Annotated in this window: 13 protein-coding genes; 12 read left to right on the top strand and 1 reads right to left on the bottom strand. The window is 49.4% G+C overall.

All coding sequences use genetic code 11. The features are described 5' to 3' along the window. Positions 1-76 precede the first annotated feature (76 nt). The 9 genes from H8B09_RS28070 to H8B09_RS28030 all read left to right on the top strand — a co-directional run bounded on the left by H8B09_RS28070 (position 77) and on the right by H8B09_RS28030 (position 11241). Positions 77-4300: a glycosyl hydrolase 53 family protein gene (locus H8B09_RS28070; protein WP_191206899.1), complete on the top strand. Its 4224-nt coding sequence runs from the start codon at positions 77-79 to the stop codon at positions 4298-4300. 165 nt (positions 4301-4465) lie between these two features. Then, the gene (locus tag H8B09_RS28065) at positions 4466-5323 is read left to right on the top strand and encodes a P-loop NTPase family protein (protein WP_191206898.1); all 858 of its coding nucleotides are present in this window, start codon (positions 4466-4468) and stop codon (positions 5321-5323) included. Positions 5324-5614: 291 nt separating this feature from the next. Next, entirely contained in the window at positions 5615-6310 is a 696-nt protein-coding gene (locus tag H8B09_RS28060; protein WP_191206897.1) for a lipase family protein, read from the top strand. A 45-nt stretch (positions 6311-6355) separates the two neighbouring features. After that, positions 6356-7102: a pirin family protein gene (locus tag H8B09_RS28055; protein WP_191206896.1), complete on the top strand. Its 747-nt coding sequence runs from the start codon at positions 6356-6358 to the stop codon at positions 7100-7102. After that, complete coding sequence (locus H8B09_RS28050) at positions 7099-7497, top strand: hypothetical protein (RefSeq protein WP_191206895.1); 399 nt, start codon at positions 7099-7101, stop codon at positions 7495-7497. The genes H8B09_RS28055 and H8B09_RS28050 overlap by 4 nt, the downstream gene beginning before the upstream one ends. Before the next feature lie 4 nt (positions 7498-7501). After that, positions 7502-8140 carry a PAQR family membrane homeostasis protein TrhA gene (gene trhA, locus H8B09_RS28045; RefSeq protein ID WP_191206894.1) on the top strand — a complete coding sequence of 213 codons (639 nt, stop codon included), beginning with the start codon at positions 7502-7504 and terminating at the stop codon, positions 8138-8140. A 336-nt stretch (positions 8141-8476) separates the two neighbouring features. Continuing rightward, positions 8477-9253 (top strand): GTP cyclohydrolase II, encoded by a 777-nt coding sequence (locus tag H8B09_RS28040; RefSeq protein ID WP_191206893.1) that lies wholly within the window; start codon positions 8477-8479, stop codon positions 9251-9253. 947 nt (positions 9254-10200) lie between these two features. Further along, positions 10201-10839 carry a hypothetical protein gene (locus H8B09_RS28035; protein WP_191206892.1) on the top strand — a complete coding sequence of 213 codons (639 nt, stop codon included), beginning with the start codon at positions 10201-10203 and terminating at the stop codon, positions 10837-10839. A gap of 33 nt (positions 10840-10872) precedes the next feature. Next, a complete protein-coding gene (locus tag H8B09_RS28030) occupies positions 10873-11241 on the top strand; it encodes an EamA family transporter (protein ID WP_191206891.1) in 369 nt (122 codons plus the stop codon). A 486-nt stretch (positions 11242-11727) separates the two neighbouring features. Here the strand turns inward: H8B09_RS28030 and H8B09_RS28025 are convergent, their stop codons facing one another. Next, complete coding sequence (locus H8B09_RS28025) at positions 11728-12534, bottom strand: lipase family protein (RefSeq protein WP_191206890.1); 807 nt, start codon at positions 12532-12534, stop codon at positions 11728-11730. Between the two features lie 270 nt (positions 12535-12804). On the opposite strand from H8B09_RS28025, the gene H8B09_RS28020 reads away from it, so the two are divergent. The 3 genes from H8B09_RS28020 (at position 12805) to H8B09_RS28010 (ending at position 15539) form a co-directional block, all read left to right on the top strand. Then, entirely contained in the window at positions 12805-14151 is a 1347-nt protein-coding gene (locus tag H8B09_RS28020) for a GH1 family beta-glucosidase (protein ID WP_191206889.1), read from the top strand. Between the two features lie 185 nt (positions 14152-14336). Continuing rightward, entirely contained in the window at positions 14337-15071 is a 735-nt protein-coding gene (locus tag H8B09_RS28015) for a DsbA family protein (RefSeq protein WP_191206888.1), read from the top strand. 3 nt (positions 15072-15074) lie between these two features. Beyond that, on the top strand, positions 15075-15539 hold the full coding sequence (locus H8B09_RS28010; protein WP_191206887.1) for a disulfide oxidoreductase: 465 nt from the start codon (positions 15075-15077) through the stop codon (positions 15537-15539). Positions 15540-15591: the final 52 nt, after the last annotated feature.

Genomic DNA, 15591 nt, shown 5'->3' with positions numbered 1-15591 from the left:
ACGATTGCTATAGTCTAAATGATAAGCGCTTTCATCGGCGCAATCATCATGATGACGAGAGAAAGGGGATTTGAACGTGAGAAGAAAAGCAATAAGCACGGTCATGGCCTTGCTGTTGGCGTTCAGTTCATCTTGGTTCGGCTTGGGAGCTGTATCTGTATCAGCTGCGAGTACACCGGATGCAGGTATAGTCAACGGTGGATTCGAAACGGACATTTGGTCGGGCGATTCATGGACGATAAGTCCTAGTGATTATTGGAACACGGTTACGATTCAACAGAAGGGTCAACCAGACGTAACACCTGATGAAGGAGCGAAAGCCCTTAATTATTGGATTCAGAATACGGCTGCAAGCAGCCAGACATTCACCGTCAAGCAGACGATAACTTCGCTGCCAGCAGGGAGTTATAAATTGACGGTACGCTCTATGGGCGGGGCTGATGCTGCAGCTGGCAATGTTCAATTGTTCGCAGGCACTGCGACAAGTGCTGTAACGGCAACGACTGGCAATACGGTATGGGGAACAGTCAGCGTGACCTTTGATCTTGCCGAGGCTGCAACGAATCTTGATATCGGTGCTGTCATTAGCGGGGCGCCTGGCGCGTGGGGGTATCTGGATAACGTGAAGCTGGAGAAGATTCAACCAGCGGCGTCACAGCTTATGAATGGCGGTTTCGAATCGGACATTTGGTCGAATAGCGCATGGGCGTTCAATCCGATTGATTGGGATAGTGTTAAGATGCAGCAGAAGGGTCAACCTGACGTAACACCTGATGAAGGAGCGTATTCTCTTAATTACTGGATCATGAATACGGCCGTAAGCAGCCAGACATTCACCGTCAAGCAGACGCTGGCTGCCCTTCCAGCAGGAAGCTATAAGCTGTCGGTTCGTTCTATGGGCGGAACCGACGCCAAAGCCGGCAAAATTCAATTGTTCGCTGGTGACGCAGTAGGTACAGCGACGGCGACGACTGGCGATAAGGATTGGCAAACGGTCAGCTTCGATTTTGTTCTCTCAGCGGATAAGAAGAATGTAGCGGTCGGCGCAGTCATTAGCGGAGAACCTGATGCCTGGGGCTACTTGGATGACTTCAAGCTGACACAGACGAGCACGAATACGGAGCAGCCAGAGCAAGCCGACATCTTTGTGAAGAAAGTAGACGGGCTGTCGGCAGAATTTATTAAAGGCGTGGATATTTCCAGTATCCTGTCGCTCGAAGCGAGCGGCGTGAAGTTCTACAATGAAGCAGGCATTGAGCAGGATATTTTCAAAACGCTTCACGACGATGGGGTCAACTATGTTCGCGTGCGCGTATGGAACGATCCTTTCGATTCGCAAGGCCGGGGATATGGCGGCGGCGATAACGATCTTGCCCATGCAATCGAGATCGGCAAACGTGCGACAGCGAATGGGATGAAGCTGCTAGTCGACTTCCATTACTCCGATTTCTGGGCGGACCCAGGCAAGCAGCATACGCCGAAAGCATGGGCGAACCTCAGCTTTGAAGAGAAAAAGACAGCTCTGTACGACTATACGAAGGCAAGCTTGCAGGAAATGCTGGATGCAGGCATCGACATCGGCATGGTGCAGGTCGGCAATGAAACGAATGGCCGATTCGTCGGAGAGACGAGCTGGGCTAACATCAGTGCGTTGTTTAATGCAGGCAGCAAAGCGATCCGGGATACCAACTCTTCGATTCTGATCGCACTGCATTTTACAAATCCAGAAACTGCAGGACGCTATGAAGATTATGCGAAGAAACTGAAAGACAACAACGTCGACTATGACGTCTTCGCAAGCTCCTACTATCCGTTCTGGCACGGTACGCTCAGCAATTTGACGTCAGTGCTGAAGAATGTAGCGAATACGTATGGCAAGAAAGTCATGGTAGCCGAGACATCCTATGCGTATACAGCAGCTGACGGGGATGGACACGGCAATACGGCTCCGCAAAGCAGCGGTCAGACGCTGAATTATCCGATTACCGTGCAAGGACAAGCGACTGCTGTTCGTAATGTCATTGAGGCTGTCGCGAATGTAGGCGCTGCAGGACTAGGCGTATTCTATTGGGAACCGGCATGGCTGCCGGTCGGCCCAGCTTCCGAGCTTGAGCAGAACAAGCTGAAATGGGAGAAGTACGGCTCTGGCTGGGCATCGAGCTACGCAGGCGAATATGACCCGGCTGACGCTGGCAAATGGTATGGCGGCAGCGCTGTCGATAACCAAGCGTTGTTCGATTTCAACGGGCATCCGCTTCCATCGCTCAAAGTGTTCCAATACGTGAATAACGGTGCGGTTGCAGAACGGCGCATTGACGAGATCAAGGATATTTCGGTTACGGCGATTGCAGGCGAAACGATAGCTCTGCCTTCGAGCGTTACAGTAACGTACAATGACAGCACGACTGGCTCCGCAGCGGTAACATGGAATCAGACGCAGCTTGAAGCGGCAGTAGCTGGCGGCGCAGGAAGCTACAGCATTGAAGGCGTAACGGCTGACGGTCATACGGTTAAGGCGCAATTAACCGTCAAGAAGCAGAACTATGTCGTTAACGGAAGCTTTGAGCATAGCAATCTCGACATGTGGGAGATTACGTATCCAGAAGGCGTTAAAGAACATACGGATTATCAGGACAAAGCATCCGATGCGAAGACAGGTAACTACTCGCTTCACTTCTACTCGGGCGAAGGCGTTAACTTCAAGGTTGCACAGACGATTAAAGGTCTGAAGACAGGTTACTACAACCTGTCGATGAATATCCAAGGCGGCGACGCTGCTAACCCGGATATGAGCTTGTTCGCCATTGCGGGCGGTACAGAAGTGAAAACAGCTACCGGCGTGAATGGCTGGGTTGCATGGAACACGCCTGAGATCAAGAACATTCTCGTTACAGACGGCACGATCACGATCGGAGCTAATATTAAGGCAGACGCTGGCGCATGGGGAACGCTTGATGATTTCTATCTGAGCTACGCCGGCGAGTATGTGCCAACGTCAACAACCACTAACTCGGGTACTAGCTCCAGCAAAGAGGTAATCAAGATTACACTGGATGGCGGTACAGCGGTTGATGTGCAGCGGACGACGAAGTCAGATGGCACGAAGAAGGATGAGCTCAGTCTGCCAGCCGATAAGGCAAGAGATGCGGTTCAGAAGGCAGCCGCTGACGGACGTGACTCTGTAAAGATCGTAATTCCAGATCCGAAGGATGAAGTATCCGAGATCAATGTCAAACTGCCTGCCGATACCGTTCAAGCATTGGCATCCGGCGGCGTTGGCCTTGAAATTACGGCTGGCGGCGCATCGGTTATCGTGTCGAAGGATACGATTCATTCGCTGAGCGGAGAAGCGGTATTGTCGATTACGCCGCTGAAGAGCAGCTCGGAGTCGCAGGACGTCCTTAATCGCGCGAAAGGCGAGAAGGTTGTCGTTGCGGCAGCTGGGAACGGTGGAACGCAAGTAATCGGCCAGCCAATAGCCATTGAATCGAATGTGAAGCCTGTTGATGTCATGCTGCCGATTCCTAGTGATAAGATTCCAGCAGATGCATCGGCGCGTGAAGCATTCTTAAGCAATCTCGCTATCTATGTCGAACATAGCGACGGTGAGAAAGAGCTGCTGCAGCCGGAGCTTGTGCAGGATGCAAAAGGCGGATATAGTCTGAAATTCCATGTGACCAAATTCAGCACTTTCGCAATTCTTCATCTCGATAATTGGGCAGATCACCAGCAACAGCAGCCTAACAATTCGCAGGAGGCATATGTGAATGGTTATCCGGATGGCACATTCCGTCCTGGCCAAGCGGTAACGCGCGCGGAGATGGCTTCCATTCTGTCTCGTGTTACGGATGCCGACAGCTCTGCAGAGGGAATCAAATTCACAGACAACGCATCCTTCGGATGGGCCTCGGATGCGATCGCTAGCGTATCCGCGTCGGGTCTGATGACGGGCTATGAGGATGACAGCTTCAAGCCAGCCAAATCTATTACAAGAGCAGAAATGGCAGCCATCGTTGCAAGATGGCTTGGACTTGAAGGTGATTCGTCCGCGACATTCACGGATACAGCAGGTCACTGGTCCGCAACGTATATCTCGCTTGTAGCTGAAGCGGATTATATGAACGGTTATCCGGGCGGCAGCTTCAAGCCGGACCAATTCTTAAGCCGTGCAGAAGCGGTTACGATCATTAATCGCATTCTCCAATTGGAATCGAACAAAGAATCTGCAACTCCGACATGGTCGGACGTTCCAGCTTCTCATTGGGCATTCCAAGCGATTGAAGCGGCATCTGGCAAGTAAGAGTAGTTAACCCGATAAGCCGCGTCCAGCAACTGGACGCGGCTTATTGTGGTCACAGGAGTCCTCCTAAGTAATTGTCCTATCGTTGTATACGGGTTTGCTCAAATGTTATCATTATAGCCATAGACGAATCCCAGTCATTGACATGTTTCAGGAGGCATGATGGTGAGACCGAATTTGATATTGATTGAAGGACTGCCGGGATCGGGCAAATCGACGACGGCCCAACTGGTTCATGAAATTATGAAAGAATTGAACATACATTCACAGCTGATCCTCGAAGGAAATCTGGATCATCCCGCGGATTATGATGGCGTGGCTTATTTTAATAAAGTTGAATATGATGAATTGCTAAACGCTCTTGATCGCAGTTTCCGAGATCTTGTAAATGAACGTACGATAAGACTGGGTGACAACTGCTTCTTGGAATATCGCAAATTATTTAATGAACTCGGCTCAGTTGTTCCCGATGACTTGAGGCAAGCGTGTGCTTCCAAGGACATATATGAATTATCGTTAGGCCAGAATAGAAAGCTCATTGTCGATCGATGGAAACAGTTTGCTGAGCGTGCTGTACTTGGCTCGGACACGTACATATTTGAATGCTGCTTCATCCAGAACCCTGTTACGATGGGAATGATCAAATATGGTGCGGATGAAGAAGACGTAGTCAGCTATGTCTTAGAGCTGGCATCTGCTGCAGAGAAGCTGAATCCACTGCTTATTTACGTCGATCAGAACGACCTTGATCATTCGTTCAGAAAGGCTGTAGACGAACGGCCGCAAGAATGGTCGGAAGGGTTTATTGATTATTACACAAACCAAGGGTATGGTAAGCGGCAAGGCTATGAAGGGTTGGAAGGCACGATCCATGTGCTTAATGCAAGAAGCGAATTGGAACAAATCATCTTTAACAGGCTATCTATTGCCAAAATGAAAGTAAACAACTCTTCGTTTGATCGAGATCACTACAAACGAATTCTGACGGGCATTATTACGGAACGAATGTGCGTCAATGGGTAGAGTGGGAGTTCATGCATTTACAAGCTGCGGGGAGCGCCTCCGCGGCTTTTACTTTTGTTAGAACAGCTGCCAGTTGATTAGAGAAGCTGATCGGACATTGGGACCTCCTATTCGTATTTTATCGCGAGTTCATTGGCAGTTTTCAATTGTGAATGGAATAAGGTATTGTAAATTAAACGGATCATTGGGATCGAAATGATACACAAGTGTCTGTATGAAACCGCATGCGTACTTCAAATAATGTAGGTACGACTTATTTATCTTCCTAGACATACGTGGAGGAACTTAACGATGATGACGACTCCCTTGACGGTTTACTTAATGGCTGGCGTAGCGACGGCGAATCAAATGTTCAATGAATGCTGTCGCAAGCTCGAGAATATGCTAAAGCAGGAAACAAGCAAGCTGGACATTCATGTGCTGTTCCCGTATGGCAACAATAGCCGTAATCTGTGGGCGCAAGTGCTTGAAGTAGGCAGTGACTTAACGAATCGTCCGCCGCTGTTTCGCATTGGCGGACGCAAGGCTGCGGAAGAGATCAAGGCGACTTATCAGGGCAGCGGTCCAGTACTGCTGGTCGGTCATAGCGGCGGAGGTGCGGCAGCTTATCAAGCGGCAGTTAAGCTGCATAAGGACGGCGTGCTTCAGGACTTCCGCGTTGTGCAGATCGGTTCGCCGCGTATTCGCGTCCTGCCAGTGCTGAAGGATCGCGTCAGCTACTTTCATGCGATTGATGCCAATGGCAAGCTGAACGATCCAATCAGCCGGATCGGCAGTTGGGGTGGTTGGAGCAGAAGCGGCAGACGGGTATCGGTGCCGCAGTGGAACCATTTTAAATACGCGCCTGGTTATGTGGAAGGTATGCCGATCGTGGGCGGCCATGCGGATTACTTCAAACACGCTAATCCATTCGTCGATGCGGATGAGGTATGTAATTTAGACAAAACCATCGACAGAATTCGAAGCCGGTTGAACGGTTGGATTTGATCCGATACACTAAGGGTATTAACTAGTAGTATCGGAGGGATGGCTATGATCGATATTCGCAGGGCGGCACAGACCGCTTCTAACGACGCTGGATGGCTGCAAAGCCGGCATTATTTCTCGTTTGGCAGTTATTTTGACGAGAGTAACCGGCTTTTCGGCCCTCTTTGCGTTTTTAATCATGACATTATCGCAGGCGGTCGAGGTTTCGGCGCTCACCCGCATCGCGAGATGGAGATCGTATCCGTCGTCTTGCGCGGCGAACTGAAGCATGAAGACAGTGCGGGCAATACGGCGCTGACGACATTCGGCGGCATACAACGGATGACCGCTGGGACAGGCATCATTCATTCGGAAGTGAATCCGGGCGAAGAGCCGGTGGAGCTGCTTCAAATCTGGTTCATGCCCGAGCAGGCGCGTCTTGCACCTGATTATGAAACGACTCATTATGATACGAATGCATTGCGCGGTCGCTGGCTGCCTGTTGTAAATCGTGAGGGAGGTCCGAACATCGCGTCCATCCATCAGGATATTTCCATTCAACTGACCCAGCTGGAACCAGGTCAAGTGGTCAGCTATGAAGCGCAAGCGGAGCGTCTGCACTATTTGTACATTGCCAGAGGATCTGCGGAGCTGACCATTAATCGCACATCGAACACGTTATCAGAGGGCGACACGGTGCGGATGACGGATGAAACGAACATCCGGTTGTCGGCAATCGGCGAGCATCCGCTGCTTGCGCTGCTGGTCGATATGACACCGCAGCCGGTGCGTCAAGGAGGCGAGCAGCAATGACGGGAACACAGGCATCGCATGAGCCGAAGCGCCCGGGGCACCAGTCACCTCCGCCTGCAGGATCGAAAGTACTCATTAAGCTGGCGATTGGCAGGTTGCTTATAGATACGGCCATTGCAGGGCTTGCAATTGACGTCCGCGAATCGGATGACCGGTGGACGATTGAGGTCACTGGGGTGAATGCCGAGGATGCAGCATTTGTTGCAAGCAACGCGCCGTTTTTGAATTTATTTTATTTTGAGGCATTACCAGCGGAAGAAGCATCGGGTCAAGGCTCGATTCAAAAATATTGGATGTACGACGAACATCAGCCAATCGTCGGTTATGATGCCGATCGAGCTGCACTAACGCTGAACGTTGGCTCCTATATGGCGTACTCCAACGAGAAGGTTTAACGGTATGGCTAACACGCACACTTATACGAGGCGTGAAGAGGTCGCGAACGCGATTACGCATGGCTTTGGCGCCGCTCTGAGCATTGCCGCCTTAGTGCTGCTGATCGTGTTCGCTGCATGGAAAGGAACGGCGGTTCACGTCGTGAGCTTTACGATTTACGGGACGTCGATGCTGCTGCTGTACACAGCCTCGACGCTTGTGCATAGCTTCCCGGAAGGCAAAGTAAAAAATTTGTTCGAGGTGCTCGACCATTCGTGCATCTACGTATTTATCGCCGGGACGTATACACCGATTTTGTTCCATATTGTAAAGGGTGCGCTTGGGTGGTCGCTCTTCGGCGTGGTATGGGGAGTTGCAATTGCCGGCGTCGTGTTCAAATCGTTTTTTGCCAGCCGGTTTCTGTTCACCTCGACGCTGCTCTATATCGCAATGGGTTGGATTATTGTCATCGCTTGGGGACCGCTTGTCGAAGGTTTGGCGCCAGGCGGACTGCATCTGCTCATCACGGGAGGACTGCTGTACACATTCGGTACCGTATTCTACATGTGGCGAAGCTTTCCTTACCATCATGCGGTATGGCATCTGTTCGTGCTTGGCGGTTCGATCCTTCATTTCTTTGCGATTTTATTGTTCATCCTATAAGGCGCGACATCCAAGAGAGGGCTTCCGTACGGGGAGTCCTCTCTTGTTGGTTCGGGCAGGAGATCGATAACGTGAAGCGAATATACGTGGTGTAAGAAGGTTTGAGGGAGAAGGGCTAGTACAATCGGCTCACCAGCGCGTACAATGAAATGACACGAAGGTCATGCTTTACTAAAAATGGATGTCCAAACGCTGTTCTTGATTTGACAAATGGTTGGTATATTCATATACTTTTATATACTTACAAAAAGTAACCACAACACGCAAATGAATTTGATCAATACCGCCAGGCAACACTAGATAGAACTAACGCCGATGGTGGAGGGGAGCAGAAGCATGCACACCATTCAGACGGACATTATTTCCATATTGAAACGCAAAATTACGACTGTGCCAAGCGGCGACAAAATGATTTATTTGGTCGGCCCAGTCCGACTGCCTGTTTCCTTGGGCGGCGAAACGCATATATTCCAATGGTACTGCTGGCTTCGTTGCGACAAAATGGCCGGCGATACATGCCAGGACGATCAACAGACGACCGAGCAAATCATTTCGCGTTTGTCGGCGTCTAACCTTGCAGAGATGCAGCAGTCCAGCGTACTCGTGTACGGCGATTTCGAGAACGCGCCGGATGCTCTTATCCGCATGCACAGCATCTGCCACACGGGCGATATCTTCGGCAGCAAACGCTGCGACTGCGGCTACCAACTGGAGCAGTCGATGAAGATGATCGTCAAGCACGGCAATGGCGCGCTCTTCTACTTGGCGAACCACGAAGGCCGCGGCATTGGCTTGTTCAGCAAAGCGATGGCTTACGTGCTCCAAGAAGAGGGTTACGATACGGTGGATGCCAACCTGCAGCTTGGCTTCCAGGACGATATCCGCAGCTACGACGATGCGATTCAAGTACTGAAGCAGCTTCGTTCGAAGCCGGTTACGCTCATCACGAACAATCCGCGCAAGCTTGATGCTCTCGTCGCTTCAGGTGCGGACGTATCCGGACGAGTGCCGTTATGGGGCGATGTATCCGAGTTCAACAAACGTTACTTGGAAACAAAAGTACGCCGCTCCGGCCACTTCGACAGCAGCAGCAGAACAAACCCAACATCATAGCAGCATATCAATACAAAAAAGGACGGGCGCTCGCCCAATATGATTAAGATAAGGCACAAGGCAAAAATTAAGTCCAAGAGTGGGTTATCGTAAAGATAGCCTGCTCTTTTTTTACAATTAAGAGATATAGGACTTGACATGTAGTCAAAAATGTGTTTCGAAGCCCCTTGAGAAAACGAGGAGGTTTCGCCAAAGAATGAGTACGCAGTCTCATACGAGAAATGTCAGCCGAACCAGCACCTTATGTCAAAAACCCTAATAAAGATTTTACCCGAAAGAAAAACTGCCCTTTGAAATCGTAATGCAACTCCTAATCACAATGGGCGGCAACATCTATACAAGGAACTCTTGGAATCGCAGGGTTATGACGTAAACACCGCAACCACTTCTGCATTTGTTCAACAGCGGGATAAAATCCTGCCATCTGTTCTGGAATGTTGTTTCACAAATTTACGCAATCGTATACGAATATCAAGGATTAACGAGGATATCGATTACTGGCTATTGACGGTTCGGATTTGCATATTGCAACGGTGGAACTATGTTATACGGGTAAAGGATCTAGGTTCCAGTGGTATTCTTTCAGGATTGTGTTTGCCCATTGGCGGTTCGTTTGATGAAGAAGTTCATCTGACGCTCACAAAATAACAAACCAAGGAGGTGAAGGCTCATCCCGAAATTTACAAGTTTGTCCCTTTCTCGTCCACCTTAGATTTTTTGGATTGCATCTGAGTATGATTTCAATGAACAAGTTTTTTTATGGCGAAGCCGATTTCTATCTAGAAATAAATAGAAGTTTCATTGTATTATTTTAAAAAATCCTATTGTTTGAGGAGGAAATCGCCAGTTACATTAAAGATATCAAAAGCATAGCACCTGGACTCATGATGGAGGACTCGATCTGTGACGGGTGTAGTATTTATACTACGTGAATAGGAGTTAAAACGATGAAACTTCCTTTTTATAAGCGTATGTGGTTTTTAGTTTTGGTTGCGTGCTTTGGATGTGGGTTTATTGCAAGCCGGTTTGTGACATATCAAGACAACGATGCCTTTGTTCCGATATATATGTCATCCTTGATTCTATCAATCATTTTAGCTATCTGTTTTGCAAATTATTTTAAGCGGAAGGCTTCTGATAGACATAGAGGCATTCAGGAGAGACTCTATGCAATGCACGTTCATGGGCTGCCGATTGGAATCGGCAAACGGGTTGCCGTTCTGCTGGTCGAGGATGCACTGATATTTGAGGGCAAGGGGTTAGTGGCTCAAATCAAATTAGAAGATATACAAACAGCTACAGCTATGAAGTATAATAATTGGGCTACTGAACAAACAGATGCTATTATTAGGGGACATAGCGGAAGTGTATTGACTGGAAATTACGAACAATTCTCAGCTCGTATATCAGGTGCGGGCGGTAGGGTGATGAAAAAAGGAAATTACTTGGTTATTAATTACATTAGTTCTACAGGGCAACTATCATCGGTAGTATTTAATGGACTAGGGCTAGTCTCCACCAATAACTTTGTAAGAAGTATAAATAAACCACTTCCTGCTCCTCCTTCTGGAATAATACAGTTGTAACTAATGTGAACGCTGGCCTGGAGCTTCGTTGGCGTGCTCGTCAAGACGGCGTCGACGATGGTGGACAGCGCCATCATTTCTTTTGCACGTTTTTTCTTCGGCGTCATTTGCCTGGTTCTCTATTTGTTCATCCGGGATGGTAAAGTGGAGATCCGGCTAGGGATGAAATGGATTTGGATTGGCGCGGCTGGCAAAGCGGTCAATTACGTCTTCGAGAATATCGCCCTTAAGATCGGATACTCGTATGGCAATATTCTTGTGCAGCCTGTCCAGACTGTCGTATTGCTGCTGGCTGGCAGTTGGCTATTCAGGGAACGCATAGCACCGCGAGGATGGATAGCTGCAGTGCTGTGTGTGCTTGTTGTTGGCTGGAACGGCACACCTCTGGATGAAGCGGCCTGACGACGCTGTTATTCACGTTCGCTGGAATCGGAGCCGCCGCGCTGCTCAACTTCCCGCTGCGCCGCAAAAGTGCGAACGTACAAGCAAAAGCACAAGTATAGCCCCCTTTTTGGACGGCGCTCGCCGTCCTTTTTTGCATCTATATATGAAGTAAATATAGGCTTTAAATGACCAAATGGTGCAGCTTATCTTAATCTCATGAATGGGCGGTGACAGATGCACACGCTAGAACAAACTATGCAGACGTAGTAACGTATCTAGATACAGTTATCCAGAAGCTTTGCCGCAAGGCGGCAAGAGCGGGCACACGAGCCAAAATGATCAAAGCAGCGTCTTTGTGAGGAGTCCAGAGGGCACAAGCCCTTTGGGGCCCTCCCTTGCAGGGAGGGTTTGGGTGGGTAGAAATCTTAATCTCAATCTTATCTTTAGAACTTTTTAGAAATAGGGGTCCAGGGGCTCCGCCCCTGGGTCCTCCCATAGGGAGGATCAGGAGGGGAACGTTGGACACCAACCCGGCGGCCCCTCACAGAGCATCGCGGCATAGGCTGGGTCCTCCTTCGCCAGGTCGGCGAAATAGCTGCTAAGCACATGATTGCCGGATACCGAGCCCATACGGAACGAGCGCTTAACTTCTCCCCTGACATGCATGTAATAGAAAATGTTTTTCGTCTTCGGCTGCCGGTAGACGAGCGGAGGCAGATGCGGCACAATATCGTATTCATTCTGCACCCGCCAATGCTGTTTGATGGAGCGATTATAAGTACGGGCGAATTTCACATCGCCAACACGAGGAGAACCGTACGTATAGACAATAGGTTCTCTACCCGTATTCACGCAGATATCGAATGCAGCCAGCGTTGCAAGCGCACCGCCGAGGCTGTGTCCCGTTACGAACAGCGGCTTGTCGGGATCAGTTAATCGAACAATCGAGCGAACGTCTTGCTGACACGTCATATATATATCAGTGAAGCCTTTGTGCGATTGGCAGGATGTCTTCACAGGCTTGAACGTAACTTGTTGAGAGATAAAGTCGGATACCCAGTCCATCGCAGAGCCGGAGCCTCTGAACGCAAGAATAACCGTGCGGTCGGATTCAAGCACGAAGCCAAAATATTCGGGCTTATCCTCATAGGACTGTGCCTTGAACGAGCCCGCTACGCGATAGCCTGCAGGGACTAGGAATGATCCGTCAGGGCTGCCGTATTGTACATAGGTTTGGCCGCATACTGCAGCCAAGAACAAAGCCGTACGTGTGTCGAACTGCTGCCCATCATCGTTGTTTTTTAATGCCATCTGCCATCGCCTCCCTAAGCCGCGCCACACAGACAGTTCCCCACCTCTTATCCCGATCGCGGATCCTCAAGCGACCTTGAAAGAGGTTTACTTCATAGTTTATGAAGAAGAATGTGAATTCGGAACCATCGACATAAATCTACATAGAGCGACAAAATTGCATCAGGAAGCGACAAAATCACACATAGGATGCTGTGACATTTGGCACTATACTGAGAAGAAGGTCATAATGCATATCCAATAAGGTATAGGAAAGGTGACACCTGACAGATGGCAATTGTACAGTTTCCAGAAGGCTTCAAATGGGGAGCAGCAACTGCTTCGTACCAAGTAGAAGGCGCGTATCAAGAAGGCGGCCGCGGGCTGTCGATCTGGGATACGTTCGCACGTACGCCAGGCAAAGTATTCATGGGCGATAACGGCGATGTCGCTTGCGACATGTACCACAAGTATCCGGAAGACGTGAAGATGATGGCCGATATGGGCATCCAAACGTACCGCTTCTCAATCGCATGGCCGCGTATCATTCCAGATGGCTCTGGCGAAGTGAATCAAGAAGGTTTGGAGTTCTATCACCGTCTTGTAGACGAGCTTCTTAAATACGGCATCGAACCAATGTGCACGTTGTATCACTGGGATTTGCCGCAGGCGCTGCAGGATCGTGGCGGATGGGATAACCGTGAAACGATCGATCATTTCGTTCGATATGCCGAAATCGTTTTCGAATCGCTGAAGGGTAAAATTAAGCTGTGGGCTACGTTCAACGAGCCATGGTGCGTATCCTTCTTGTCCAACTACCTTGGCGAGCATGCGCCAGGCAACCGCGATTTGCAATTGGCGACGAATGTATCGCATCATCTGCTCGTGGCGCATGGCCGTGCCGTTCGCAAATTCCGCGAGCTTGGCATCGCAGGCCAGATCGGTATTGTGCCAAACATGGAATGGCGTGAGCCTTACAGCACGCGTCAAGAAGATATCGATGCTTGCGAGCGTCAAGCAGGTTGGCTGAATGAATGGTTTATTCGTCCTGTTATGCACGGCCATTACCCAGAAATGCTGGTTGAATGGTTCCGCGGCAAAGGCGTTGAAGTGCCGATTCAAGCGGGCGATATGGAAGACATTTCGCAGAAAATCGACTTCCTTGGCGTTAACTATTACACGGGTACAGTTGGCCGCTACAAAGAAAATGAAGGTCTGTTCGACTGGGAAGAAGTCGACATGGGCTGGGATCGTACAGACATCGGCTGGACGTACTACCCGCAAGGTCTATACAACGCCCTTATGTTTCTGAAGAACAACTATGGCGAGATCCCAATCTACATCACAGAGAACGGCGCATGTTATAACGATGAGCCGTCCGCAGACGGCAAAGTGCATGACGACCGCCGTATCCGTTATATCAAATCGCACCTTGCATCGGTTTCCCGTGCGATTGAGTCCGGCGTCAACGTTAAAGGCTACTATGCATGGTCGCTGATGGACAACTACGAGTGGGCATTTGGCTACTCGATGCGCTTCGGCATGACCTATGTCGATTACGATACGCAAGTTCGTACGCCGAAGGACAGCTTCAAGTTCTACAGCAAAGTCGCAGCATTGAACTGGTTCAAAATATAAGCATTTAGCATTGGACAAGCCGGCGGGCGGGATTTCACAATCCTGCTGGCTGGCTTTTTCTTTTCCTTTTTCTTTCATTCTTCGTGATCAAAAGCGTACTTTTTGACAACCTCTTAATGTTAATTTAACGTTGGGCAGGTATAATAGATCTATCTGTGCACTTATATTGATCGGAGGGAATTAGAGTGGGACAAGCAGTAAGCAAATCAACTTACAAGCAGAACCGTAAGGATTTACGAATAAGAAGCAAAGAACGCCAGAAGAAAGTTAGAACATTGATGTGGGCATCTGGCGGTATCCTCCTTGTTGCCATTATTTTGTTATTTGCATTAGCACCAAAGCCGGATCCAGCAGAATTTGATTTTGATAACATCCCTACGCTTGGAAGTAAAGACGCAAAGGTGAAAATTGTTGAGTTCGGTGATTTTAAGTGTCCAGCATGCCAGCAGTTCTCGCAGGACGTTAAACCTGAACTAATTAAGGAATATATCGATAAAGGCATCGTATCGTTGTCGTTCATGAACTATCACTTCATCGGCGCAGACTCGAAGACTGCGGCGCTGGCAGGATTAGCTGTGTATCATCAAAGCAACGATGAGTTCTGGAAGTATTACCAGGCGTTATATGACAAGCAGCCTGATGAACGTGAACCTTGGGCAACCGTCGATTATCTCGTCCAGCTTGCGAAGGATGAGAAGCTGAATATCGACTATGATAAGCTGCGCAGCGACATTGAGAATGAGACGTACGCCAAGGAATTGTCCGATCATATGAGCCGCGTACGTCAGCTCAACATTACAGGTACTCCAACGCTGTTCGTCAACGGAACGAAGGTCGGCGGCTCCGATACGCTCTATTGGGAGCCAGTGAAAGCAGCCGTTGAGAAAGCATTGAAGGATCTTGATGAGGCGGGTCAATAATCGATGAATGATGACAATCGCTCGTCTTTCTTTTATAACTACGGCCTGTACATGGCCTGGATCGTCAGCATTGCGGCAACGGCAGGCAGTTTGTATTTGAGCGAAGTCATGCATTTTACCCCATGCCGGTGGTGCTGGTTCCAACGGATCTTCATGTACCCGCAGGTCATTCTGCTCGGAATGGCGGCGTATCGGGGCGATCGACGGATGGCTTCCTATGTACTGCCGCTTGCCATTATCGGCGGATGCATCTCCGCTTGGCATTATGCAGAGCAGAAGGTTCCTGGTCTTTATAAAATGGTACCGTGCACCGACGGCGTTCCATGCAATGAAGATTATCTCGACTGGTTCGGTGTTATTACGATACCTCTGATGGCGCTTGTTGCCTTCATCTTGATCGCCGGTAACCTATGGCTTACGAATCGTGCTTACAAGCGCGAAGAAGCGCTGGAAGCGGCAGCCGAATAATAGCCGTAAATAGCTGTTCGAATGGTCTATTATAGACTGTCCGAACAGCTAT

The organism is Paenibacillus terricola, assembly GCF_014779765.1.
GTDB classification, from domain to species: Bacteria; Bacillota; Bacilli; order Paenibacillales; family Paenibacillaceae; genus Paenibacillus_T; species Paenibacillus_T terricola.
Note: the sequence above shows the minus strand (reverse complement) of the source record. Positions and strands in the feature narration are given on the sequence as shown.

Bases quoted from the DNA above. Each gene is read 5' to 3' on its own strand.
- H8B09_RS28060 (WP_191206897.1), top strand. From the start codon at position 5,615: ATGATGACGACTCCCTTGACGGTTTACTTAATGGCTGGCGTAGCGACG.
- H8B09_RS28055 (WP_191206896.1), top strand. From the start codon at position 6,356: ATGATCGATATTCGCAGGGCGGCACAGACCGCTTCTAACGACGCTGGA.
- H8B09_RS28050 (WP_191206895.1), top strand. From the start codon at position 7,099: ATGACGGGAACACAGGCATCGCATGAGCCGAAGCGCCCGGGGCACCAG.
- trhA (WP_191206894.1), top strand. From the start codon at position 7,502: ATGGCTAACACGCACACTTATACGAGGCGTGAAGAGGTCGCGAACGCG.
- H8B09_RS28040 (WP_191206893.1), top strand. From the start codon at position 8,477: ATGCACACCATTCAGACGGACATTATTTCCATATTGAAACGCAAAATT.
- H8B09_RS28035 (WP_191206892.1), top strand. From the start codon at position 10,201: ATGAAACTTCCTTTTTATAAGCGTATGTGGTTTTTAGTTTTGGTTGCG.
- H8B09_RS28025 (WP_191206890.1), bottom strand. From the start codon at position 12,534: ATGGCATTAAAAAACAACGATGATGGGCAGCAGTTCGACACACGTACG.
- H8B09_RS28020 (WP_191206889.1), top strand. From the start codon at position 12,805: ATGGCAATTGTACAGTTTCCAGAAGGCTTCAAATGGGGAGCAGCAACT.
- H8B09_RS28010 (WP_191206887.1), top strand. From the start codon at position 15,075: ATGAATGATGACAATCGCTCGTCTTTCTTTTATAACTACGGCCTGTAC.